Below are 23,631 nucleotides of genomic sequence, written 5' to 3'. Positions count from 1 at the left end.
GCTCCTCCTTCCGGTTAATCGAGGCGCTTCTTCGTCGCGGCGAGTGCGAGCGCGAGAAAGAGCACCACCCATGCGGCGAGAATGGCGAGGTTTGAGAGGACGATGTGCTCCGGGCCTCCCGAGAGATAGAGAATTTTCACGGACTCGATCGCATAGGTGGGCGGCATCAGATGGCCGACCGCCGAAATGAAGGCGGGGACGCTTCTGAGATCAAAGAGATACCCCGAGAGAATGAGGGAAGGGAGATAGCTCCCGATTACGGCGAGCTGGATCGCGACGAACTGGCTCTTGAGGAAGGCCGAAAGAAAAAGTCCGAAGCTGATGGCCCAGGCCGTGTAGAAGAGAATGGTGAGCGCGAGGAGAAGAAGGCTTCCGCGCACGGGTGCGTCGAAAATCAGAACGGCCGTGAGGAAGGTGAGAAGGCTTCCGACGGTAATCAACGCATAGTTTGCGAGAAACTTCGAGAGAACAATCTCAAAGGACGTTGCGGGCGTGATGGAGAGCGTTTCCATCGTTCCCCGCTCCCATTCGCGGGCGATGACGATGCTTCCGAGAAAGCTCGCCGAAAGCGTGAGAACGACGATGGAGAGCCCGGGAACAAGGTACCAGGCGGAGGTATTCGCTTCATTGAACCAGGAGCGTGAAAGCATCATGACGCCGCCCCGGGCGCTTCCGCCGCTCACGCCCGTCATGGCGGCGCCGTCCCCGCGGAGCGCAATCTTCTCCTGAAGGAGCGCGATCGCGGCTTTGGCGTAGGTGCGGATGATCGTTGCGGCGCTGGCGTCGACCCCGTGGATCGTGAGGCCGATCGCGCCTTCGCCTCTGGATGCGTCCTCCTCAAAGCCCTGCGGGATGTCGATGATCGCCTCGATCCGGCGGGCTGAGAGAAGCGCCTCGGCTTCCGTTCTGCTTTTGAGCGTCGTGATGTCGAAGTAGCGGCTCCCGACGAATTCCTGGGTGACGGCGCGCGCAAGCGGCGTGGATTCTCCTTCGACGATCGCTGCGGGGACTTTGGTGAGGTCCATCGAGAGGCCCCAGCCGAAGAGGAGAATCAGAATGACGGGAAGGATGGTGCCGAGGAAGATGGTCGCCGGGTCGCAGATCATCTGCCGGAATTCCTTCATGAGAAGCGTCATGAAGCGGACCGGAGAAAAGAACCGCGCGCCCGTCATGACGGCGTCTCCTCATTTGCGCGTTCCCGGCGCGCCTGGGTCACGATGGAGATGAAGGCCTCCTCAATGCTCGCGGCCCCGGTTTCATGCCGGACTTCCGAAGGGGTGCCGAGCGTCAGCACGCGGCCCGCATCCTGAATGAGGAAGCGGTCGCAGTATTCAGCCTCTTCAAGAAAATGCGTGGTCACGATGACGGTGGTTCCCGTTTCGGCGAGACCCACGATTCGCCGCCAGAAGGCGCGGCGTGCGGCGATGTCGGCGCCGGAGGTAGCTTCATCGAGAAAGAGGATGGCCGGGCGGTGAATGAGGGCGCAGGCGAGCGCGAGCTCGCGTTTGGCGCCTAAGGGGAGTTCGCGCGTGATCGACTGAAGCCGCTCTCCGAGGTCGCTTCCCGTTGTGAGTTCATGGATCCGGTTGTCGAGCGTCTGACCGGCAACGCCGAAGCAGGCGCCGAAATATTCCAGATTCTGCCGGGCGGAGAGCTGCGCGTAGAGAGAAAATTTCTGCGCGACGTAGCCCACCTTGGCGCGTGCGGCGCTCCTTGCCGTTCGCAGATCGGAGCCGGCCACGGAAATCGTTCCGCCCGATGGCGGCAGAAGCCCGCAGAGCATGCGGAATGTTGTGGTCTTGCCGGCCCCGTTGGGGCCGAGGAGTCCGAAGATCTCGCCTTTTTTAACGGAAAAGCTCGTGTCCTCAACGGCCGTAAAGCTCCCGAAGCGGCGGGAGATGCTTCTGGCAACAACCGCCTCCGGTTCCTGAACCGCATAGGCGGGAGGAAGTATCCGGAGTGAATCGGTCCGGTCGGCGCGGGGGAAGGTGAGCGCGCAGTAGGCGTCTTCAAGCGCGGGCGTCCGGGACGAAAGCTTCGTTCCCTCCGGGAGCGTCCTGAAGCTTTCCTCAGAAGCGCCGCTGCGCGCGTCTTCCGGGGAGAGAAGGTTGACGGCATTCCCGTGCGGTACGGCATCGAGCCAGGGAGCCCTCGGGTTTGCCGCCCGGACTTCGCGCATGAGCGTTCGTGCGAGCGCGAGCGTCCGGCGCTCGTCCCCGGCGCGCGCGAGCCAGGTGCGGCCCTCGGTCTCCCGGGCAAGCTCCCGCGGATCGCCCTCGGCGATGAGGCGCCCCGATGAAATCAGAATCGTGCGGTCAGCGGCTTCTGCTTCATCAAGATAAGCCGTGGAGACCAGCACCGTCATCCCGGTGCGGTCGCGCATGTCCCGAAGAATGCGCCAGAGTTCCCGGCGCGAGAGCGGATCAACGCCCACGGTCGGCTCGTCGAGGAGCAGAATTTTGGGTTCAGCCAGAAGCGAGCACGAGAGCCCGAGCTTCTGCTTCATGCCGCCCGAGAGCTTTCCGGCCTCACGGGATTCGAACCCCCTCAAGCCGGAGAGCGTCATAAGATCGCGAAAGCGCGCTTCGAGCGCTCGCCCGCGGATCCCTCTCAGGGCGCCGAAAATCCGGAAGTTTTCCCAGACGGAAAGTTCTTCATAGAGGCCGAAGCGCTGCGGCATGAAGCCGAGCATTGCGACGAAGTCCGGATCATCCGTATCGGGGCGTCTGCCGAAGAGCCTGATTTCACCATCCTCGGGCGTCAGGATCCCGGCAAGGAGCCTCAGCAGCGTGGTTTTTCCTGCGCCGTCCGGGCCGATGAGGCTCACGATGGCGCCGGGTTCCGGGATGAGGACTGACAGGTTGTCGATGGCGGCAAAAGGCTTCCCGTCAGGACCCCGGAAGGTTTTTCTGAGGTTTTTGACTTCAACGGGAAAGCAATGGGCATCAGGCATTCTGGAGCTCAATTCCCGGGAATGAAGTCGACGGTGACGGGCTGGCCGAGGCGAAGGCGGTTTTCCGGGTCGTCCGCCTCAAGGCGCACTTCGTAAACGAGCGCGGTGCGCAGTTCCGCTGTCTGCACGGTTTTGGGCGTAAATTCCGCCGTGCTGGAAATCCAGGCGACGCGCGCCTTGACTTCTCCGATCGTGTCGGTAGAGATGACGGCTTCGGCGCCTTCCTTCACGAGCCCGAGCTGATTTTCCGTCACGTAGGTGCGGATCCATTTTGGCGAAACGATGGAAAGCTGATAGATCGTTCTCGCGGGAGAGGCCATGTCCCCGGGTTCTGCAAGCCGCGTGCGGATAATGCCGTCGGCGGGCGCAATGAGAACCGAGGCCTTCTCGATCTGATAGTCGAGCGAGGCGACGGCGGCGCGTGCAGATCTTGACGCCGCTTCCGCAGCGGCGACTTCCTGAGGCCGAAGCCCGGCTTCGAGCGCATGAAGCTGCGCTTCGGAAGCTTTGAGTTCGCGCCGGGAGGCTTCAAGCGAGAGCTCCGCATCGTCAAGGTTCTGCTGGCTCGAAACGTTCGCCCGGGCGAGTTCCTTCTGGCGGACATAGGTGCGGCGGGCGAGCTCGAATCGGGACTGGAGCGCGAGCGTCTGCGCGCGCTGCGCCTCGATATCCTCGGCGCGATAGCCTTCGCGCGAAAGAGAGGCCTGGGCCAAGGCGCGCTCGAGTTCTGCCTGAGCCCGGTCCCGCTCGATCCTGAGGGCTTCCGTATCGAGCTTCCCGATCATCTCTCCCGCCTTCACAGGCGCTCCCTCTTCGGGGAGAAGTTCCAGAATGCGTCCGGACGCCTCAAAGGCGAGCGAAATCTGCCTCGTGTCCACATTCCCCCAAGCGCGGGTGAGGGGCGCGCTCTCCTCATGGGTTCTGAACCAACAGGCGGCCCCCGCAAGGAGCGCAATGAGAAGAAGGACAAAAACGATGCGCAGTGCTTTCATGGGAAAGAGCAGAAGGCAAAAGGAAGAGAGATGCTCGGGAGAAATTTTAGCGGGCTTCCGGGCTGCGGCTCGATGCGTAAGAAGAGCGTAATCGTCCGGGAAAACAGAAGCGGTCCGCAGAACGTGGCAAAAAAGCCAATGCCAGGTACCTGGAGAATCTGCATGAGGACATAAGGCTAAGTTAAGATGTCCCCTCACGCTTCCTTTGAATACGCTGATGTCTGGATGCCCGGTTCCCAGGATTGAAGGAATGCACCTGAGTTTAAAGAGGGGGTTAAATGCTTTCCATTCGTGCGGCTTCGCCGGCCGATGTCGACATTGTTACTGAGATCGAAGCAAAGTGCTTTCCGCCTGCGGAAAGGGCGAGCAGAGAGCGCTTTGTCGAGCGTCTCGGCGCTTTTTCCGACTGCTTTCTCATCCTGATGAAGGATGACCGTCCCGTCGGACTCATTGACGGCATGGTGACGGACAACCGCACAATCTGCGACGAGATGTTTGCCGACGCGAAGATGCACAACCCTGACGGCCACTGGCAGTCCATTTTCGGTCTTGCCGTGATTCCTGAGGAGCAGCATCAGGGCTACGCTTCCGCATTGATGCGCGCTTTTATTGAAAAGGCGCGTCAGGAAGGACGCGACGGCGTGATCCTCACCTGCAAGAAGCATCTCATTGATTTCTATTCGGGCTTCGGATTCGTCAACTGCGGCATTTCGAAGTCCGTCCATGGCGGCGCTGTCTGGTACGACATGGAGCTTGACTTTCGCGCGGCCAAGGTTGCGAAATAAGCTTTGAACGCAGCTGATAGGCGAAGCGTCCGGAGTTCCAGTGCGGATTCCGGGCGTTTGCTTGGTGCATTCGATACGTCTTCAATAGGCTTCAAAGCCCGGCGAGAGCATTTCGGCTTCGGAGGCATCAGCGCCGAGCTCGAGCGCACGATCCTCCCAGAAGGAGAGCACGCGGCGCATCTCCTGGGCGCTCGCCTTCGCATCAGCAAGCGTCATGGCAAAGTAGGGGGCAAGGCGGACGGCATCATCGAGCGACGCGAGCGGCCGCCGCCCGTCAACGGTCAGCCTGCGCGCCGCGCCCGAGGCAGGCGAAAATCCATGCGTTTTCGCAAGCCGCCAGCCTAAATCTGTACGGTAGAAGAGCCATTTTTCGCCTCTGTCCTCCGCGCCCGTCAGAAGCGAAAAGACCATGCGGCGCCATACCTGCGGCAGATCAAGCCTGGGCACCGCACCCTCGCGATTGAGAATGTCGGCGATCCCCAGATAGGAAACGGATCTTTCGGGCGACAGCGTGCGCGCGGAGAGCGTGAAGCGCTTCAGGCCATCATTCCTGTCGGCGCGGTCGGCAAAGAGGGCGCGGGCGCCCATGGTGTCGGCGAGCCGGGTATCCACGCAGGCAATGCCGCAGTCCCGTGCGAGCTGCATGAAGACTTCGCGCCAGAGGGGTGCATCAATCAGATCGGAATAGCGCCTGAGGGTCAGCGCCTTTTCTTCATTCCCGGAGACGACAACCTGCGCCGTATGACGGCCGGGAAGGGCAGTGGCGGAAGAGAGATCAATCAGTGCCTTCAGATTGGCCCGGCCGCGTTCTTCTGCATGAAGCGCATAGAGAATGCTTTCGAGACTCGAGGATTCATTGGGAATTCGAGAGGCGCTCCCCGCCTGAACGCCGTCCGTATAGAATTCGGCTCCTCCTGCATGCGCATCCCGATGCGGCAGAAGGAGCGACAGCATTTCCATTTCTCCTGCATTGCGAAACGCTTCTGACCCATCCATTATTTTCGATCCGGCATTCCTCGCGGATTGAAAGATGGATCCGGATTGCGGCGAAAGCGCGCGATCAGCGAGAAATCCGAAAAGCTGCTTTCCCCGGGCGGGCATTTTTACGCCGCTTTCAAGAGGGAGGTCAGCACCCAACGCGAAGCCGGATTCAATCCATTCGGTCGAATAACGGAATCTGGGGAGAAGCGGCTGACGGAATGAAGAAGTCGAATTCATCCTCGTTATTCTGCTTCCGACGGTTTTTTTATTCTTTTTCTCACTCAAGTAATCATTCGCTGAATCATTTGAAGCATCATCCATTTCATTTCCTTCCGCATTAATCGGAAAGAAAAGTTCCCCGATCAACGGCGCTCCGGATTGTGCCGCTGAACGGACTTCCCAGCGTCTGAATTCGATCTGCTTCATAATGAAAAAAGAATATAAAAAGTCATTAGTGGAAGAGGGATTCCGAATGACAGCTTCCGGATATTGAAATCAGGAAGATAGGGAAGGCTTCTTCTTCTGGCGGATTCTCCGGGGAAGATTTTTTTCTTCCATGAGAAGTCCCGCATCATCATTCTCAGAGGATGCAAGAGAAGAGAGGAGGGGGAGAAGGCCGACAGCGTTCAATATGGAAGCAATATTGCCGATCGATACTCCGCAGTCGCCATTCTCCACTTTGGACAGGGTATTGAGTGAAACGCCGGCACGTTCTGCAACAACAGACTGTGGGAGCCGGCGGCGGAGGCGGGCATTTCGTATATTGGCGCCGAGTGTCAGTACAGCGTCCTCGACAGCGATGGATGGTCTCATAACATCAATTTTAGAGTGATTAATGAGCGTAAATTCGCATGATTATGCGAATTATAAACTTGCTTCCGGAAGTAGGCAAGTATTTGGAAAATATCCCGAAAAGGACCCGTTTCCGGCCTTCCGGAATGATTTCTGAGGCGTGAATAAATATCATAACATGAAATATACAATAGCTTAAAAAGTTATATATAGCATATTCTTCATATAAGAATTCATAAATTTTGATGAAGGGCCTGCTGGACGCTGGAGTCCTATCCATCATGAATTAGTGACGAGTGATTCTCCCGGGTCTTCGATAACGATTTCGATTGGGATGCCTCCCCTGCTGCGGCTCGATGCGTCTTGTGCAGCCGCTGGATTTCTCCTGCGCCTCGCCGATAATTTGATTCAAAGTGAATGGAAGATCGAATAAGAATGATATTGCATAAGAATGTACAGTGATTGAATGAATGAGATGAAAGAATAGTAGTCTTGACATCAATTGATGATCGAGATGCTGAGTGTTCTGGTTGTGTCGATTGGTTTTTTGGGTGACCTGTGCTTTCTGATAGCGAACGATGTCACTCGTTTGTTCTGATGAAGTTTGCGTTCAATATTTATTGATTTCCAGTGAGAAAAAATGAACGAATCATCTCTTTTGTCGTCATTTTGATTCTTTTGCGAATGCAGTGCTTTTGGATTGTGGTGTGTTTCGATTTCAATTAATTTATTCGATGCTTGTTTCTTTCGTTCAATGAGAACGATCTCAATGAGCATTTCTTAACTTATGCACTCATTTTTTAATATCCATTATTAGTTTCTTAAAATAATATGATTGCGGTGAAAGTCATCATAACTCACTAACTCATTCAATTGATTTGATGACATTAATATTCTGACCATTACTGAAGATTGCATTCTTCTCTTAACGATCCCTGGATTGAATTCTCGCGATGCGGCACTTCATCCCTTGACGGAATTGAAGAGCTGAATCTCCAATTGAGTCTTGATGCATATGAAAATCGCGCGGGTCAGCTGATGGAAACGGAGTTCCAGCCCGGCAATCCATCCATTTCGTGATTCGCAGCTGCAGTCTGGAACCTGGAGAGCCTTAAAGACATGCGCTTCTTTCTCTCTCCCCGCGGGCATTCGATTGAACTAAGACACGCTTTGTTACACGTTCGATATCGAACAATATTGACGAGTTTCGGGAATTGGCGTAAATTTACGGATAGTTCGATATCGAACTACGCACTTAAAGGAATTCATCATGCTCAAGATTGCAGTGATTGGCGCGAACGGCAAGTCCGGCCGCCTGATTGTCGCGGAAGCGCTTCGCCGCGGATACGATGTGACGGCGGTGGTTCGCAGTGAAAATCAATCCGAAGCCAGAAACGTTCTTGTGAAGGACGTCATGGCGCTCACGAAGGAAGATCTCAGCCCCTTTGACGTCGTCGTCGACGCGCTCGGATTCTGGACGGCGGAAACGATTCCGCTTCACATCACAACCGCAGAGCATCTCTGCGATCTGCTTTCCGGCACCGGGAAGCGCTTCTATGTTGTGGGCGGCGCCGGCAGCCTCTGGCTCGATCCTCAGCACACCCGCCAGGTCGTGGATGAACCGTCCTTCCCGAAGGAATATTTCCCGCTTGCCGACGCCCAGCGCCGTCAGGTTGCAGCGGTGAAGGCACGTTCCGATGTGTTGTGGACCTATGTGAGCCCGGCTGCCGCCTTCCTGCCGGATGCGCCCGCAACGGGGAAATACGTGCTCGGAAGCGACGACTTCTCCGTCAACGCCAATGGCGAGAGCATGGTGAGCTATGCCGACTATGCGCTTGCGATGGTGGATCTGATCGCCAATGGCGGTCATGCGCACGAGCAGGTCTCGGTCCGCTCCTGATGCTCTGACGCTTTAGGGTTCCAGCTAAAGAGCAAAAAGGCCTTTCCGGCTTGAACCGGGAAGGCCTTTTTCTGCAGCGCGCAAATTCGCCGCGTTAGTAGCGTTTTGCCATTTCGAGGGCAACCCGGGCAAGTCCCGTCTGCGCACTGATGACGCCGCAGAGGATCATCCCGGCCCCCATGAAGCCGATGTAGCTCCAGGCTTCATCCAGGATGAAGATGCCGCCGAGGACAGCCGCGAGCGGCCAGATGAAGGTGTAGATGCGGGCCGCCGTCGCGCCGACGCGACGCTCAGCGGTCTGCCAGAGCACCCAGCCGATCGCTGAAACAACGAGCGCGAGGAAGAGGAAGTTTGCGATGACCACAGGATCCGCGAGAAGGATGACTTCCGTGGGCCCTTCAGAAAGAAAGAAGGGAATGGCGCCGATGACGCCGTAGCCCGTGGCTTTCCTCAGTACGAAGAGGGGCGGCAGGTCGCCGAGCGCGCGAAGAAGCAGAGCATAGAGCGCATAGGCTGCCGCAGCGGCAATGCCGAGGATGAAGCCTCTCTGTGACAGCTCCTGCATGACGACGGCGTCGAAGTAGAGGAGAAGCGCCCCCGTGACGGATGCAACGAGACCGAGCATCGTCATCCAGTGCATCTTCCAGGTGCGGAGCGCCGCCATTGCGAGGAGGCCCGTGAGGACCGGTCCCATGGCGACGAGAACGGCGACGGTGGAAGCCTGACCCGTCACGAGCGCCTGATTCTGGAGCCCGTAGGAGAGCGGCACGCTCGCGAACCCGAGGAGCGCAACGGTGACTTCGTTTCTGAAGCTTCCGGCGTAAAGATTTTTGGGCGCGATGAAGATGAGAAGCCCGTAGGCGAGCACGGCACGGAGTGCGACAACGGCCCAGGGGCCCATGCCGTAGGCGTAGAGCACCTTGGTGCTTACGAAGGCGAGACCCCAGCAGATCACGACGAAAAGCGCGAGAAGGTGGTAGGGGAGATTGCGCATGCGGGTATTCCTCTTTTTTGGGCGGCAATTCTTTTATTTTAGCGGTCGCCGTAAGGCATTCGCGACGGCGAGCATGCAAAAAAGCCGGCATTCCGAGGAAGGCCGGCTTTCGAAGCTTGAGAGCTCAGAGGAGTTCAGGACTGAGCTTTCTTGTCCTCACGGATGAAGACGAGTCGCGTGAGATTGGCGGAGAGAACCTTGCCGAGGAGAATGATGCCGAGGCAGGTGCCGATCGTCGTCGGAACAACGAGGGAGCCGTCGGCGCCGCGAAGCGAGAAGAAGACCACGCCGCTCGAGAGGAAGTTGCCGATGGCGGCGCCCGCGGTCATCTGGAAGGCCGCAAAGATGAGCGTTTCGCGTTCGGTGATGTCGCCCGATTCCTTAAGCGTGCGGGTAAGCACCGCGCCGGCGTCGGTCGACTGGAGGGAGGCGATGATCGAGAGCGAGCAGCACCCCGGGAGTCCTAGGACGGGACGCAGAACCGGGTTCAGAAGCCGTTCTGCGGCATTGAGGGCGCCGTAGTATTCGAAGACCGCAATCATGGCCGTGGCGAGCATGATGGTGGGGACGAGCGCGAGCGCAAACATGAAGCCGTCGATGGCGCCCGAGCCGCCCTTGCCGCGGAAGTTCGACATGACGGTCGAGATTTCTCCGCCCTTGTCGGTCACTTTAGCGACGACGGAACCGAAGTCGCCGAGGAGCACGGTGTAGTCGAAAATGCCCCACCACTTGTTGGTAATGAGCAGGCCTGAGAAGAACGCGACGGCAAGCGCGAAGGCGATGTAGGCGACGATGCCGGGCTTCTTTTTCTGAATCTGGGCAGGATCAGCTGCCTGGGAGGGCATTTCTGTATGCATGACGATTGAACTTTGGCTGAGGTGGCGCGCCCGGCGGGAGATTCAGAAAAATCCCGGCTTCAAGGGCGCTTGGGATTTGTTTTCGAAAAGCATTGTACCGGCATGCAGTCAAGGACGCGCATTCGGGATTTCAATGGGAGACGCCTCCTGATGAGGCGCTTCCGGCTATGCTTTGGAGCGTTCTTCAAATTGTCCCAGAGAGGCATTTTTCAATGACGCTCCTTGACGAGCTCCATCTTGACCTCATTCATGCGGCGGACTTCCGGATCTACGACACCAAAGGCGTCATGCTCCCAGGCGTGCCGTACCGCATCGGCGTTCCGATGGCCGCGGTCAGAGCAGCCGCAGCGCGAATCATCCGCAGCGGCCGCTCGAGAGAATTCCTCGATGAAGCGCTGTCGCCGGGAAGGGTCCGCGCGCATGAGGTGCTGAAGACAACAGGCCTCGTGATTGCGCTCGACAAAAGCTTTTCCCTCTCGGAAAGGCTTCGGTATGCGCGGCAGTATCAGCCTTTCATTACAAACTGGGCCTTGTGCGACCTTTTTGCCGGCTCGATGAAGTGCTTCAGAGCCGCGCCCGAGGATGCTTTCGGGTACATCCGGGAGCTTATTGCGGCGGACGATCCCTGGCGGATCCGCACGGGTCTAGTGTTCCTGCTCTCCCATTGCCTCGACGAAGCGGCGCTTCCGCGTGCGCTCGAGCTTTCGCTCGACCGCAACGTGCTCCTTCACGCTGAAGACGCCTACTACGTATCCATGGGACTCGCCTGGGCGCTTTCCATCTTCTATGTGACAGACGCTCACCTCACGCGGGAGGCTTTCCTCGAAAAGGTGAGTTCAGGCGACATGGATCCGGCAACGGCGCGAAGGACGGCGCAGAAAATTCGCGAGTCCCTGCGCGTTCCCCGCGCAGAAGCGCGCGAATTCAAGGAAAATACGGATTCGGCGATCCGCCGGAGCGTCAAGCGTTAAGGAAAGCGTTCAAGGCGGATTGAACGACAACAGTCAATAAACCATAAACGCACCCAAAGGTGAAACAAGTAAATGCGCAAGTTCTTTCAGGAATTTCAGGCATTCATTTCGAAAGGAAATGTTCTTGACCTGGCCGTCGCCGTGATCATCGGCGCTGCTTTTTCGAAGATCGTCGATAGTCTCGTGAAGGACATCATCAATCCGATTCTCGGCGTCATCGTCGGGCGTCCGGACTTCACAAACCTCTTCATCGTTCTGAAGGATGCTCCCGCAGGCTATACCGGGCCGCAGACTTATGAGGCGCTCGTCAAGGCGGGCGCCACGGTTTTCGGCTACGGCGCCTTCCTCACGGCCGTCGTCCAGTTTCTTCTCCTTGCCTTTTCGGTCTTCTGGCTCATCAAGATCGTAGTGACGGCCCGCGCCCGCATTGCGGCTGAAGCTGCCCGCCTCCTTGCCGACAAGAATGCCGAAGAGAAGAAGGCGGCTGATGAGGCGGCGAAGAAGGCTGCTGCCGAAAAGCCTGCGCCTCAGCCTGCGCCGGCGCCCGTCAATGCCGAGGAACTGAAGCTTCTCGCTGAAATCCGCGATCTTCTGAAAGCCTCCGGCAATGCTGCGAAGTAATGCGCCGTCCTCGTTTTGATCATTAAAGCAACGCCCGCTGGAAGATCTGACTTCCGCGGGCGTTGTTCTTTTCACGGTCTCTCGTCAAAATTGACTGGAGACCTCTGCGGTTTTTAGGATGCCGATCAGACGATCAGGTTCACCGTGACGAGCATGACCACATAGCCCGTGAGGCACGGAATGATCGTGCGCTTCACCATCGTGAGCGGATTCACCTTGGCAAAGCCCGCAACGATGATGATGACGCCGGCCACGGGGCTCATCGCGCGGAGCATTTCGGAGGCGGTGTGCATCATGAGCATCATCGAGATGCCGTTCTCGCCGAAAGCCTGAGCCGCATCCGGAACAAGGTGCCCGAGGCTCGTGAAGGCCGCAACGCCCGAGCCCGTCAGGACCGTGACCACGCCGATGATCGCCGAGAGGACGACGCTCGTGCCCGTATAGCCGAGGCCGATCGACTGCGCGCCGCTCATGAGGAGGTCGACGATGCCGATGTTCTGAAGGCCCTTCGCGAAGAAGGCGGCAACGAAAATAAGACCGACGGTCGAGGTAAGAATCGAGCCCATGCCCTTGAACATGGCAAAGGAGAGGTCGAACGATTCCTTCACCTTGCGCCGGACGATCAGGTCGATCACGAAGGCGATGATCCAGGCGATGAACATCGCGGTCGCGACATTCATGCCGGTACCCCAGACGAACTTATTGAAGACGAGAAGGAGCGCAATCGGAAAGAGCGGCATGAGCGCATAGAAGGCGGGCGTCTTTTCGAGATTCTGGCGCTTCGACTCCAGTTCGGCGAGGTCGGCGACTTCGCCCTTGCCTTCGCGGCGGTCAAACCAATACTGCGTGAAGACGTGCGCCACGGCCATGGCAATCACCACCGGAACCGCCATCGGTAGCTGATAGCGCACGAGGTATTCGATCGGATCGAGGTGGATGATCTGAGAGGCGAGGTTGGCCGTGCCCGAAGCCGGCGCGTAGCCGATCGCGAGCACGCTCGCCACGACGGCGGCTGCGGCCAGGGGCGAGCAGCCGACGCGGATGATGAGCGGATAGACGGTGACCACCATCAGCATTGCTAGGCCGGCTGCCGACGTGATGACGAGCCCCAGGCAGTGGCCGACGATGAAGACGGCGGCGAGGATCAGATAGGGGTTCTTGATGAAGGAAAGCGGCTTGGCGCAAACCGTGACGAAGCGGTCCGAAGCGCCGATAGCCTGCATGTAGGCGGCAAAGCCCCCGGAAATCAGGATGAGGAAGCCGACGCCGCTCACCTGAGAAACCGAAATGGTGCGCAGAAACTCAACGAGGTCGAAACCCATGATTCCGGTGGCGTTGAATTTGGCCGGGAATACCTGAGCGCCGCCCCAGATGGCGAGCGCATTGAGAAGAAGGCCTCCCAGGAGGAGCACCATGTTGACCTGGTACTTCTTGATGATTGCCCATCCGCAGAGGATGAGCACGGCGATGCCGAGCCAGGGGAAAATCGGATTCATGAGCGAAGTCCTATTGGATGAAAGAGAAAAAACCGCGAGCGGCGCTTGGAGAAGCATCTTTGCGGCCAAGGCTATTCTGCTTCGGGGCCATGCCTTTGAGCGCGCAAAGCATAAAAAACCCGCAATCCGATCAAAAAGACTGCGGGTTTTGGCTTAGAGGAGCTCCTTCGCGGAGAGCCCCTTGAAAAGGTGAGGCGGCTTACGCCTTGAAGACGGCTTCAAGGAAGGGCACGACCTGCTTCTTGCGGGACATGACCCCTTCGAGCCAGAGGTTGTCGCTGCCGAGGGTCTTCTTCCAGGCGGAGGCAATCTTCGCGGGATCGTCGGAAGCCATGAGAAGAAGCGAGCCTTCCTTCATGATGTCGGTGAGAAGGAGCATGGCCGTGTGGCGGCCTTCGGCCTTCATGCGGCCGAGTTCCTCGAGGAGCTCGGGGATGCGGTCCTCAAGAAGCGCGAGGTCGACGAGCTCGAGCTGGCCGATGCCGACCTTGCTGCCCGACATGTTGAAGTCCTTGAAGTCGCGCATGATGAGGTCGCGCGCAGCGACGCCCTTCACGGCCGACTTGGCGGTAAAGAGCTCCATGCCGAGGGCCTTCATGTCCTCGACGCCGGCAATGAGGGCGAGCTCGCGCGCGGCGGCGCGGTCGGCTTCCGTGCAGGTCGGGGACTTGAAGATCACGGTGTCGGAGAGAATCGCGCAGAGCATGGCGCCGGCGATTTCCTTCGGCGGAACGAAGCCGAGATAGTCGTACATGCGCTTCAGAATGGTGTTGGTGCACCCGACGGGCATGATCACGCATTCAAGCGGCGCGGTGGAGGTCATGTCGCCGAGCTTGTGGTGGTCGACGATGCCCTTGAGCGTGCATTCGGCAAAATCGTCCGGGGCCTGATTGAGGTCGGAATAGTCGACGATGTAGACCTCGCGGCCGGCAACCGAGGTGATGACTTCAGGAGCCTTGAGACCGAAGCGTTCAAGAACGAAGGCGGTTTCAGGCGCAGGCGTTCCCTGAGCGGCAGGGACGACGTCAAGACCGCGCTTCTTATAGAGATCCGCACAGGCGATGGCGGAAACAATGCTGTCGGTATCGGGGTGCTTATGGCCGAGAATGATGGCGGACATGTAGGTATGCCTTCAGATGTTTTGTTGGGAAAGTCTCATGCTGCGGGAAGAGAGGCAGGAGCCTCCGGTTCCCGGAGCTGAAATGAAGATTCCCGCTATTTTAGGAGAAGGCGAGGCTCTGCGCAGAATTTGCCTTCCGGTAGTTTATTGCTAACGGTAATTTGTCTTTAATAGGTACTACCATTAATGGGGTAGTGGATTTGCCGGATCCTTTGATTTAAGCCTCATGTCAGACAAAAGCTAAGTCCCCGATATCGGCCGAAAGTTCAAAGATTCAATGGCATTTCGTTATTCGAAATATGAATAGCGAATCTTAAAAACCAAGGGCTTTCCCTGTAAGAGAAGCGGATTTTGGACTTTATCTTTGCCATCAGCGGCAACTATACGAATTCATTACGGCCGCGACCCTGACAAAAATTGAAAGGACAGATGTCAGCCAGGACCCCCCGCAGAATCTGTTTCGAACCCGAAACGCATTGAACCCGGACGTTTTCTTCGGAAGACATTCGGGATTTCGTGTTGTCTGGGTATGATTCTGCTGGTTTTATCCCTCTGGCGGCACTCTCTCCTCACGAGGAGATTCTTATGACGAAGAACGTTGAGCCCTCCGCGGCCCGCGGTCCCGGTCTCTCCCGCCGCAGCTTCATCGGCGCCGCCGGTGCGGTCGGCGCGGCTGCTGGCACGGGAACGATCGGTGCGGCTGTCTGGACGGCTGCCGACGAAGCCATCGCGAAGGAAGTCGAAGCGCTCAAGGCCGAAGGCTGGGAAGCGCATCCCACGGCCTGCATGGTGTGCGGCGGCTACTGCGGCCTTCTTGCCCTTCACAAGAAGGGCGAGCCCGTGTCCCAGGCGACCGTGAAGATCATGCCCAACCCGACGCATCCGCAGCGCGGCTGCTGCGCTCGCGGCGCTCAGGCCATGTGGGTGTGGAATCACCCGCAGCGCCTCAAAAAGCCCCTGAAGCGCACGGGCGAACGCGGCGAAGGAAAGTTCGAGGAAATCTCCTGGGATCAGGCGCTCACTGAGATTGCCGAGCGCGTGAAGAAGATTGTCGAGGAGCACGGCGAACGCGCGATCTCGATGACGTCGCACAATTTCTCGGGCCTTCAGCAGTGGCTTGCCGCTCCCCTCGGCACGCCCAACGTGATCAGCCATTCCTCCACCTGCAACTCCGCCTCCGTTGCCGGCCGCCGCATGGTGTTCGGCAAGGGCTTCGACGGTGCGGGCAAGGTCGAGCCCGACTACGAACGCTGCCGACTGCTCCTTTGCGTCGGGCGTTCGCTCAACTGCGCGATGGGCGTTGCAGCCGTCTTCGGGCGTTCGCGCGAAAAGGGCGCGAAGGTGATCTTCGTCGACCCCCGCATGCCTGAAAACGCCATGTCCTCGGGCGCGGAATGGGTTCCCATCCGTCCCGGCACGGACTCGGCCTTCCTCCTCTCCATGATCGGCATCGGCATTACGGAAAAGCTCGTCGACTTCGAGTTCCTGCGCCGCTATACGAATGCGCCTTATCTCATTGAGGTTGGCACGCACCGCCCGATCACGGCCGATGAACTCATCGAAGGCGCTTCGAAGGATGCGTTCGTCGTCATGAACCGCGCGAGCTCCGCCTTTGCGGCGATGGGGCTTGCCCGCGATGAAAAAGGCGCCGTCAAGGGCTACGACGAACCCGAAGGCGTGGATCCGGATCTTGACTATGCGGGCACCGTCCGCACCGTTGACGGACGTGACCTGTCGGTTGAAACCGCCTTCGTGCGTTTTTCCAAGACCGCGATCGCCTGGACGCCTGAGAAGGCGTCCCTCACGACGGGGATTCCGTCCGAAACCATCGTTCGCATTGCCCGGGCCTTCTTCACCGAGGGCGGCGTCTGCGACGACGGCTGGTATGCCTCGAGAAACGGCAACGACTCCCCCGCCTTTGCGCTCATGAGCATGATCAACCTCTTTACGGGGCAGATCGATCAGCCGGGCGGCTTCGTCGTCACGCAGGGCGGCGGCTTCAAGGGGCCGGCGGCCTCGCAGTCGGGCGGAAAGGGCAAGGGCCCGCACGGCGAATCCTGGAAGAATGCGGAAGGGAAGGCGCTCGACAAGGTGATCTATCCGGAAGGTTCCGGCACCTATTCGGCGATCTTCAGCGCAATTGAGGAAGGCAAGCCCTATCCGATCCGCGCCGCCTTCATCACGGGCTCGACCATGTTCCACCGCGAAGCGAATTCGGACCGCATGGCGAAGGCCTTCAGGGCCCTCGAACTCATGGTCGTGCAGGACATCTTCCCGCACGAGGTGATCGACTACGCGGATTACGTGCTTCCCTCGACCTTCTTCCTCGAAGGCTACGAATACGGCGGCGTCAAGTGGGCGTTGAACGGCAACGTTCAGCTCTCCAACGCCGGGATTGAACCTCCCGAAGGGTGCGACGCGCGCGAAGAGATCTGGCAGTTCTGCGAAATCCTTCGCCGCGCATTCCCCGAACGCGCGAAGGAGCGCCTCGGCTACGACCACGAGATGAAGACCCGCGAGGAATTTAAGAACTGGTACCGCGGCATGATGGACAGCGCCTGGGCGAAGTTCATCGCGAAGAAGAACAGCGAAAAGCCGGGCGAGGGCGACCGCATCGATGCGGACGTGAAGGCCCGCGGCTGGTCGCAGGTTTCCGCGAAGAAGTTCGGCGTCTACCCGCAGAAGAAGCCCTTCGGAACCCCCACCGGCAAGGGCGAAATCATCTCCTTCCTCTTCGCAGGCAAGTACGAAAAGAAGGGCGCCTCCGGGCTCTCCAACTGGGTGATGCCTCCGGCCTACACCATCCCGCGTCCGCGCTCGAACGAGTTCTACCTCGTTTCCGGCAAGGACAGCGCCTCGAATTCGGGCGTTGCCATGTGGACGTGGCCCTCGAAGTTCCTGGGCGACCGCACCGTCTGGATGAATCCCGTCGACGCCGAACGCCTCGGCATCCGCACGGGCGACACGGTGGAGCTGACGAGCCTCGATACGGGCGTCAAGGGCCGCACCCAGGTGACGGTCACGAACCGCGTCGTTGCCGGCTCGCTCTTTGCCCACGGCTTCGCGGGCGGCGTGAGAACGAAGAGAAACCTCGGCGCTTATGAGTGGACGCGCGAAGGCATCAACTCGCACTGGTTCTGCACGGGCTACCGTGAACCGGTGACGGGTTCGCTCGCCAACAACTCCACTGTTCGCGTCGAACGCATCTAAGAGGGAGGCATCAAGCAATGACCCAATACAGCAAAAAGCTTGCGCATCTCTTTGATGCGACGCAGTGCGTCGGGTGCTCAGCCTGCATCGTGGCCTGCGCTCAGACGAACTATCCGGACATGCTCAACGACGAGAATTCGGGCTGGAAGTCTCTTCCCTCGAACATCCGCGTCGTGAGGCTCGAAACGCTTCGCCGTCCGCAGCAGATTCTCGTGCAGTGCCAGCAGTGCGATGATGCGCCCTGCATCGGCGTCTGCCCCTTCGGCGCCAACTATCACGATCCGCTCACGGGCCAGGTGAAGACCGATCCCGATCGGTGCGTCGGCTGCGGCTACTGCGTTACGGCGTGTCCCTACGACGTGCGCTGGCTTCATCCGAAGACGGGACTTCCCGTCAAGTGCATGGGCGAAGGGTGCGAAAAGCTCATCGCTCAGGGGCAGGATCCGGCCTGCGTCGCGGCCTGCCCGGTCTCGGCGCGCGCCTTCGGCAACGTCGCGGATCCGGAATCCGCCGTTTCGCAGCGCATTGCCCGCTCGCGCACTGAACGCCTTCTCCCGCAGAAAGGCACTAAGCCCAACTACTTCGTCGTGGTGCAGAAATGACTCCTGAATATATGGAACTTACCGCTCAGGCCGCCACGAGCCACTGGGCGTGGACGATTGCCTTCTTCCTCTGGTTCGTCGGCCTTTCGGGCATGGCGCTCTTCCTGAACATCTGGCTCAGGAGCCGCCGCGTCTTCGCGATCTCCGGCATCGCCGCGATCGCGGGCACGCTCCTCGTGCTTTCGCACCTGGGGCGCCTCCTCAACCTCCCGTTTGCAGCCTTTCATGCGCTTGCCAACTGGTCCTTCAACTTCACGAGCTGGATGTTCATCGGCATCTGTCTGCTCGCAGTGCTCTGCATTGCCGTCGTCGTCGAAGGCCTCATGATCTGGCTGGGCTCGAGGGAAGGCGGCAGCCGCGTCCTCGTCGACATCGCCGAGGGCGTGATGGTGCGCTGGTTGAACGGCATCCTGGGCGTTGCCGCCACGGCCTATTCAGGGTTCCTCCTCACGCAGGCCGCGGGCGTCCCGCTCTGGAATACCGCGGTCCTCCCGGTGCTCTGGATCTTCTCGGGCCTCGGCTGCGCCGTGGGTCTGGCGGAGCTTCTCGCTGCATCCGGCAAGCTCGAAACCGGCCATCCCTCGTGGCTCGGCGGCACCGCCTGGGGCGTGCACCTGGGCGAAGCCTTCGTGATCTTCGCCTTCATTCAGTCGGCCTGGACGGGTACGCCCGGCGCGGCTGCCGGCGCAGAGAGCCTGCTGATGGGCGGAGCCTCCCTCATCTTCTGGGCGGGCGCGATCGGTCTCGGCATCGTGATGCCGATCCTCTGCACGTTCCTCAAGGAACACCGCTCGATGGTGATGTTGGGCGGCCTCTGCTCGATCATCGGCGCGCTGGCGCTTCGCGCCTCCGTCCTCTTTGCGGGCTACTTTGATCCCGTGATCTGGTAGCGCCGAAACGATTTGAGGCATCCTTCAGGCACCGCCAGCCTGAAAAAAACAGCCCGGCAGCGGATTCTTCCGCCGCCGGGCTTTGCTTCTTCCGGGCGGATTTGTCCGGATAGCTGAGACCTTTCTCCATCTTTTCATCTTCTTCATTGTGAGCAAAATGCACTGAATGGCGGCCAGTGTGTTCCTATAATCGCCTCCAAAGTGTTCCGCACCCATCTGCGGAGCGCGCCGCACCGTCATCTTTATTGGGAAATTTCGTGCAATGATCCGTCTTGCTTGCGACTATCAGGAAGGTTGTCTTCCGGCGATTCTTGAACGTCTTCAGGAAACCAATCTTGTTTCCGCGCCGGGCTATGGCGATGATGAGTTTTCAGAGCGGGCCCGCACGCTCATCCGCGAGGCATGCAAGGCGCCGGATGCCCGCGTTTATTTTCTGGAAGGCGGCACGCAGACCAACTCCATTGCGATTCACGCCATGCTTGCGGGCTATGAGGGCGTTCTCGCGGCGGAGACCGGCCACATTGCCGTTCATGAAGCGGGCGCTGTAGAGGCGCGCGGCCACAAGGTGATCACGCTGCCGCAAAAGGACGGGAAGATTACCGCGGGGTCGATTGAAAAGTGGATGGAAGCGTTCCTGCGCGATCCCAGCAAGGATCATGTCGTGCAGCCCGGGATGGTCTACATCTCTCAGCCCACTGAATTCGGCACCCTTTACAGCCTGAGCGAACTCGAAGCCATTTCCGCATCCTGCCGCCGGCACGGTCTGCCGCTCTTCATCGACGGCGCGCGCATGGCCTACGGCCTCGCCTCAGAGGCGAACGACGCGTCGCTCGCCGACATCGCCCGTCTGGCCGACGTCTTCTATATCGGAGGAACGAAGTGCGGGGCGCTCATCGGCGAGGCGCTTGTCGTCACGAATCCTCGTCTCATGAAGCATTTCTTCACGCTACAGAAGCAGCAGGGTGCGGTGCTCGCAAAGGGGCGGCTCCTCGGTATTAATTTCGAAGTCCTCATGAGCGGCGGGAACTACCTTAAGGCCGGCCGCCACGGCGTGCGGCTCGCGCAGAAAATCCGCGCGGCATTGATCGAGAAGGGCTACGAACTCTTTGTCGACTCCCGCACGAATCAGATCTTTGCCTGGCTGGACGACGAGGATCTGAAGCGCATCGGCGAGAAGGCCGCCATTTCCATCTGGGAGCGCCGCGACGACGGGAAGACCCTCTGCCGCTTCTGCACCAGCTGGGCCACGCGCGAAGAGGATGTCGACCAGGTGCTTTCGCTCCTTTAACGAAGAAAGCGTGCGGCGGACGGAAGCGCGCAATTGTTTCCGATTCTGTCCTTAAGGTTCGCGTGAGGTGCGCGGCGTAAGGTATGAGTCATCAGGAGGAACATTCAGCAGCGAATCTTCCCGCCGCCATCAGCTTGCTTGGTCGCAGTCGGCTGCGGGGGTTCGACGGGTTCCTCATTTCTTTACCCGTTTTTCCCTCAATCGTTGAGCCATGTCTTTCTCAAAAGTCCTTTTTGCCGCACTTCTTTCCGTCGGTCTGGCCTCGGGCGCTGCTCAAGCGGCGCACAAGGATACGGGACTTGAAGGCCATTGGTCCGGATCGATGCTTTCTCAGGCCGATGAGATGGCCGATGCGGAGCTCTCGCTCGATCATTACGGCTGCTATGCGCTTTCAGTCAAGAAGGACCGCGGCATCGAAACGGGCTTCTACGAGGTGAAGGACGGCCGCGTGCTTCTTAAGAATTCGAGCGGCGTCGTGAGCCGCCAGCTCGAAGTCGGAAAGGATGAAAAGCTTCACCTCCTTGACGCGGAAGGCAAGCCTCTTGCCGATGCGCCCAAGGACTGCTGCTCGCTCTACAAGGACTGAGCCCTAAAGGCTTCCGGTCCCGGAAGAATTAAAAAACGCCGGTACTGACGTGTGATGTCAGCCGGCGTTTTTTGCTGCGAAGGCGATCCGTCAGTAGCGCTCGAAAGCTTCCTTCATCTTCTCCGGATTCCAGCCGAAGGTGACGAGTGCAAGCATTGCGAGAATGCGCGCCTTCTGGGGCGAGAGCGTCCCCGAGGGAATGTAGCCGCGCTCCTGCCACTCGGCAAGACCCGGGGTTACGCATCCGCCCGGCACGCGGCTCGCGCGGATGATGAAGACGCCGCGTTGAGCGGCCTCCTGAAGGGCTTTTTCCGTTTCAGCATGAATGGAGCCGTTGCCGGTCCCCGCATGAACGATGGCTTCGGCGCCCGCTTCAACCGAAGCGCGCACGAGCATGCCGTCGTCATCTGCATGCGAGTAGAGGATGTCGACTCTGGGAAGGCGCTTCGGGTGCGCGTAGGTTTCAAGCTTGAAGGGCGCAGCGGCGCCGAAGGGCTTTTCGGGACGGCCGAACCAGACGATGGCGTCGCCGGAAACGAGCCCGAGGGGGCCCTCGGCGAGTCCGGCAAAAGCCGCTGCGTTGGTGGGGTTCACCTTCATGGCGGCGCGTGCGCCGATGATCACGTCATTCAACGCGACGAGGACGCCCCTGCCGCGGGCCTCGGGGTCGACGGCAATCCGCACGGCGTTGTAGAGGTTGAGGGGACCGTCGGCAGAGAGCGCGGTCGAGGGCCTCATGGCGCCCGTGAAGACAACGGGCTTCTGAGTCTTCATCGTCAGATGCGTGAACCAGGCCGTTTCCTCCATCGTATCGGTGCCGTGCGTGATGACGATGCCGGTGATTTCCGGATCGGCATCGGCTTCCTCGATGGCGCGGCCGAGGTCCTTCCAGACGGCGCTCGTCATCGACATGGAGTCGATGCGGGCGACTTCCTTCACGTCAAGCCGGGCAACCGCGGAAAGTCCGGGAACGGCCGCGAGGAGCGCATCAACGCTGAAGTCCTTGAGGCGGTAGCCGGTCATCTGGCTTGCGCTTTCGCCTGAGGAAACGATGGTGCCGCCGCAGGTGAGGAGGCGGACTTTAGGTAGTTCTTTCGTCATGATGGAATCCAGTGCGAGCAATATTGCCGGAATGGATTCTATCGGTAGAAGCCCCGGAAGCAAAAAGAGCGCCGGTTTCCCGGCGCTCTCCCTGCGAAGCCGGATCTGTCGCGCAAGGCAGATCCGGCTTCTTTTGACCTCGAACTAGATACTACGGGAATCCTGAGCGATTGCGTATCGTATTTATGCGTAGGTGGTTTTACCAATTCGCTGTCGCTTTCGTTGACGAATCATTGGCGGCAATTCGAAAAATGTTATAAATATCCATAAAAATCAATGATAAATATTGGATTATATTGTTTCGGCTGTCGGGAATCGTTACAACCGGGCGGACTCGGGGACGCTTGACTCTCCCTATGATGGGCATAGGTTTCTTGAAAAAAGATTCTTTCGTTTACATTCCTGTATTTTCCCCTCTGGATTTCGTCATGCAGTTTCCCTGGGTTCGCTCGTCCATTCTTTGCGCATCACTCGCCTTGTTGCTTTCCGGCTGCGCCGCATCCTCGAATAAGGGAGCGGAGCCGCAGGCTGCTTCCCCGGCTTCGGACCTGGCCGGCGTCTATGAAGGCATGCTCCCGTGCGCGGATTGCGAAGGCATCCGCACGGCGCTCTATTTGAGGGCATCGGGCACCTATACGCGCGTTTCGCACTATCTTGGGACGGACGGCGCTTTCGATGAAGGCGGAAAATGGTCTCTCGAGGGCGGAAAGCTCCGCTTCGACTCCGCGGCCCCCGGCGAGGAGCCCTGGTATGCGCTTCCGATTCCGAACGGCGTGAGGCTTCTTGACCGTGAAGGGAATCCTGTCGAAGGCGTGCTCGCGCCGATGTACGACCTCACGCGCCCGTGATTTTCGCTTTGGCCTTCAGAATTCCCTTAAGCCGCGATTTTTAGAATCAGGATTCGAAAACATCTGCTTCTCCCGGACGACCGGATCCCCTCCAAACGATCGGATCCTGCCGTCCCGGGGCGGCGTCTCAATTCATGCAAGGAAGCGCAATACCGTGGCTCGTGATACTTCTCTTCGACTTCTTGGAATTTCGTCAGCTTTGATTCTTGCCGGTTCGCTCGCCGGCTGCGGCACGACCGGAACGTCCGGGACCGGGGTTCTTTCCGCTCCTCAGGCTGAAATCGAGGCGCCCGCGCCCGTGCAGACGCCCAACGTCATGCTCGTGCGCAAAACCGTTTTCCCTTACGACACGTCGATTGCCGTTGAAACTGCCTTCGAGCAGTACGGTCCCTGCACGCCCAAAAGCCGTCTTTGGGAAGAGGTTGAGCCGGGCGACGTGCAGTTTTCCTGCCGTCTCGACGACGGCTCGGTCATTCAGTTTGAATTCCGGATCGACAAGAAGAATAAGGCGGCGCTCCGCATGGTGACCTTTACGTCCATGAACGACGCGGAGTATGCCGGCATCAGCGTGCGCGGTCCTGATGCGGACGACATGCTTAAAAAAGTCTACATGAACGAACCGCTCTTCTGATTGAGCGGCGGTT

General features: G+C 59.0%; 21 protein-coding genes. 11 read left to right on the top strand and 10 right to left on the bottom strand.

What is annotated here, in order from left to right; all coding sequences use genetic code 11:
* Positions 1 to 14 precede the first annotated feature (14 nt).
* From FG381_RS02180 to FG381_RS02170, 3 genes are read right to left on the bottom strand one after another with little or no spacing between them, the layout of a single operon-like run.
* The gene (locus tag FG381_RS02180; RefSeq protein WP_139687332.1) at positions 15 to 1,172 is read right to left on the bottom strand and encodes an ABC transporter permease; all 1,158 of its coding nucleotides are present in this window, start codon (positions 1,170 to 1,172) and stop codon (positions 15 to 17) included.
* Positions 1,169 to 2,953 carry an ATP-binding cassette domain-containing protein gene (locus tag FG381_RS02175; protein WP_139687331.1) on the bottom strand — a complete coding sequence of 595 codons (1,785 nt, stop codon included), beginning with the start codon at positions 2,951 to 2,953 and terminating at the stop codon, positions 1,169 to 1,171. The genes FG381_RS02180 and FG381_RS02175 overlap by 4 nt, the downstream gene beginning before the upstream one ends.
* Positions 2,954 to 2,961: 8 nt before the next feature.
* Positions 2,962 to 3,945, bottom strand: a complete 984-nt coding sequence (locus FG381_RS02170; RefSeq protein ID WP_139687330.1) for an efflux RND transporter periplasmic adaptor subunit — start codon at positions 3,943 to 3,945, stop codon at positions 2,962 to 2,964.
* 278 nt (positions 3,946 to 4,223) lie between these two features.
* On the opposite strand from FG381_RS02170, the gene FG381_RS02165 reads away from it, so the two are divergent.
* A complete protein-coding gene (locus FG381_RS02165) occupies positions 4,224 to 4,730 on the top strand; it encodes a GNAT family N-acetyltransferase (protein WP_139687329.1) in 507 nt (168 codons plus the stop codon).
* A gap of 81 nt (positions 4,731 to 4,811) precedes the next feature.
* Here the strand turns inward: FG381_RS02165 and FG381_RS02160 are convergent, their stop codons facing one another.
* On the bottom strand, positions 4,812 to 5,948 hold the full coding sequence (locus FG381_RS02160; protein ID WP_139687328.1) for a HipA domain-containing protein: 1,137 nt from the start codon (positions 5,946 to 5,948) through the stop codon (positions 4,812 to 4,814).
* 258 nt (positions 5,949 to 6,206) lie between these two features.
* On the bottom strand, positions 6,207 to 6,524 hold the full coding sequence (locus FG381_RS02155) for a helix-turn-helix domain-containing protein (protein WP_139687327.1): 318 nt from the start codon (positions 6,522 to 6,524) through the stop codon (positions 6,207 to 6,209).
* A 1,249-nt stretch (positions 6,525 to 7,773) separates the two neighbouring features.
* Between FG381_RS02155 and FG381_RS02150 the strand changes: the two genes are divergently transcribed.
* Entirely contained in the window at positions 7,774 to 8,403 is a 630-nt protein-coding gene (locus tag FG381_RS02150; RefSeq protein WP_139687326.1) for an NAD(P)-dependent oxidoreductase, read from the top strand.
* 94 nt (positions 8,404 to 8,497) lie between these two features.
* Here the strand turns inward: FG381_RS02150 and FG381_RS02145 are convergent, their stop codons facing one another.
* Together FG381_RS02145 and FG381_RS02140 are read right to left on the bottom strand one after the other, a co-directional pair.
* The gene (locus FG381_RS02145; RefSeq protein ID WP_139687325.1) at positions 8,498 to 9,397 is read right to left on the bottom strand and encodes a DMT family transporter; all 900 of its coding nucleotides are present in this window, start codon (positions 9,395 to 9,397) and stop codon (positions 8,498 to 8,500) included.
* A gap of 134 nt (positions 9,398 to 9,531) precedes the next feature.
* Positions 9,532 to 10,242: a nucleoside recognition domain-containing protein gene (locus FG381_RS02140; protein ID WP_174857850.1), complete on the bottom strand. Its 711-nt coding sequence runs from the start codon at positions 10,240 to 10,242 to the stop codon at positions 9,532 to 9,534.
* 224 nt (positions 10,243 to 10,466) lie between these two features.
* Between FG381_RS02140 and FG381_RS02135 the strand changes: the two genes are divergently transcribed.
* A complete protein-coding gene (locus tag FG381_RS02135; RefSeq protein ID WP_165697804.1) occupies positions 10,467 to 11,225 on the top strand; it encodes a DNA alkylation repair protein in 759 nt (252 codons plus the stop codon).
* Between the two features lie 72 nt (positions 11,226 to 11,297).
* On the top strand, positions 11,298 to 11,846 hold the full coding sequence (gene mscL / locus FG381_RS02130) for a large conductance mechanosensitive channel protein MscL (RefSeq protein ID WP_139687322.1): 549 nt from the start codon (positions 11,298 to 11,300) through the stop codon (positions 11,844 to 11,846).
* A gap of 125 nt (positions 11,847 to 11,971) precedes the next feature.
* Here the strand turns inward: mscL and dcuC are convergent, their stop codons facing one another.
* Together dcuC and FG381_RS02120 are read right to left on the bottom strand one after the other, a co-directional pair.
* Positions 11,972 to 13,342, bottom strand: a complete 1,371-nt coding sequence (gene dcuC / locus FG381_RS02125; protein WP_139687321.1) for a C4-dicarboxylate transporter DcuC — start codon at positions 13,340 to 13,342, stop codon at positions 11,972 to 11,974.
* A gap of 199 nt (positions 13,343 to 13,541) precedes the next feature.
* The gene (locus FG381_RS02120) at positions 13,542 to 14,462 is read right to left on the bottom strand and encodes a manganese-dependent inorganic pyrophosphatase (protein WP_139687320.1); all 921 of its coding nucleotides are present in this window, start codon (positions 14,460 to 14,462) and stop codon (positions 13,542 to 13,544) included.
* A gap of 585 nt (positions 14,463 to 15,047) precedes the next feature.
* Here FG381_RS02120 and FG381_RS02115 point away from each other — a divergent pair.
* From FG381_RS02115 to FG381_RS02095, 5 genes are all read left to right on the top strand, one after another.
* Positions 15,048 to 17,672 carry a molybdopterin-containing oxidoreductase family protein gene (locus FG381_RS02115; RefSeq protein ID WP_139687319.1) on the top strand — a complete coding sequence of 875 codons (2,625 nt, stop codon included), beginning with the start codon at positions 15,048 to 15,050 and terminating at the stop codon, positions 17,670 to 17,672.
* A 17-nt stretch (positions 17,673 to 17,689) separates the two neighbouring features.
* Positions 17,690 to 18,274, top strand: coding sequence for a 4Fe-4S dicluster domain-containing protein (locus tag FG381_RS02110; RefSeq protein ID WP_139687318.1), 585 nt, complete (start codon positions 17,690 to 17,692; stop codon positions 18,272 to 18,274).
* Positions 18,271 to 19,164 (top strand): NrfD/PsrC family molybdoenzyme membrane anchor subunit, encoded by an 894-nt coding sequence (gene nrfD, locus FG381_RS02105; RefSeq protein ID WP_139687317.1) that lies wholly within the window; start codon positions 18,271 to 18,273, stop codon positions 19,162 to 19,164. Before FG381_RS02110 ends, nrfD begins: the two co-directional genes overlap by 4 nt.
* Positions 19,165 to 19,426: 262 nt before the next feature.
* The gene (locus FG381_RS02100; RefSeq protein ID WP_139687316.1) at positions 19,427 to 20,452 is read left to right on the top strand and encodes a threonine aldolase family protein; all 1,026 of its coding nucleotides are present in this window, start codon (positions 19,427 to 19,429) and stop codon (positions 20,450 to 20,452) included.
* Positions 20,453 to 20,663: 211 nt separating this feature from the next.
* Complete coding sequence (locus tag FG381_RS02095) at positions 20,664 to 21,038, top strand: hypothetical protein (protein WP_139687315.1); 375 nt, start codon at positions 20,664 to 20,666, stop codon at positions 21,036 to 21,038.
* 90 nt (positions 21,039 to 21,128) lie between these two features.
* On the opposite strand, the gene FG381_RS02090 is transcribed toward FG381_RS02095, so the two are convergent.
* Complete coding sequence (locus FG381_RS02090; RefSeq protein ID WP_264297848.1) at positions 21,129 to 22,160, bottom strand: asparaginase; 1,032 nt, start codon at positions 22,158 to 22,160, stop codon at positions 21,129 to 21,131.
* A gap of 407 nt (positions 22,161 to 22,567) precedes the next feature.
* Here FG381_RS02090 and FG381_RS02085 point away from each other — a divergent pair, with 407 nt between their 5' ends.
* Together FG381_RS02085 and FG381_RS02080 are read left to right on the top strand one after the other, a co-directional pair.
* Positions 22,568 to 22,987, top strand: coding sequence for a copper resistance protein NlpE (locus tag FG381_RS02085; RefSeq protein ID WP_165697803.1), 420 nt, complete (start codon positions 22,568 to 22,570; stop codon positions 22,985 to 22,987).
* A gap of 154 nt (positions 22,988 to 23,141) precedes the next feature.
* Positions 23,142 to 23,618 carry a hypothetical protein gene (locus FG381_RS02080; protein ID WP_226960246.1) on the top strand — a complete coding sequence of 159 codons (477 nt, stop codon included), beginning with the start codon at positions 23,142 to 23,144 and terminating at the stop codon, positions 23,616 to 23,618.
* The last annotated feature ends 13 nt before the right edge of the window (positions 23,619 to 23,631 follow it).

It is taken from the genome of Sutterella faecalis (genome assembly GCF_006337085.1).
GTDB lineage: Bacteria > Pseudomonadota > Gammaproteobacteria > Burkholderiales > Burkholderiaceae_F > Sutterella > Sutterella faecalis.
Note: the sequence above shows the minus strand (reverse complement) of the source record. Positions and strands in the feature narration are given on the sequence as shown.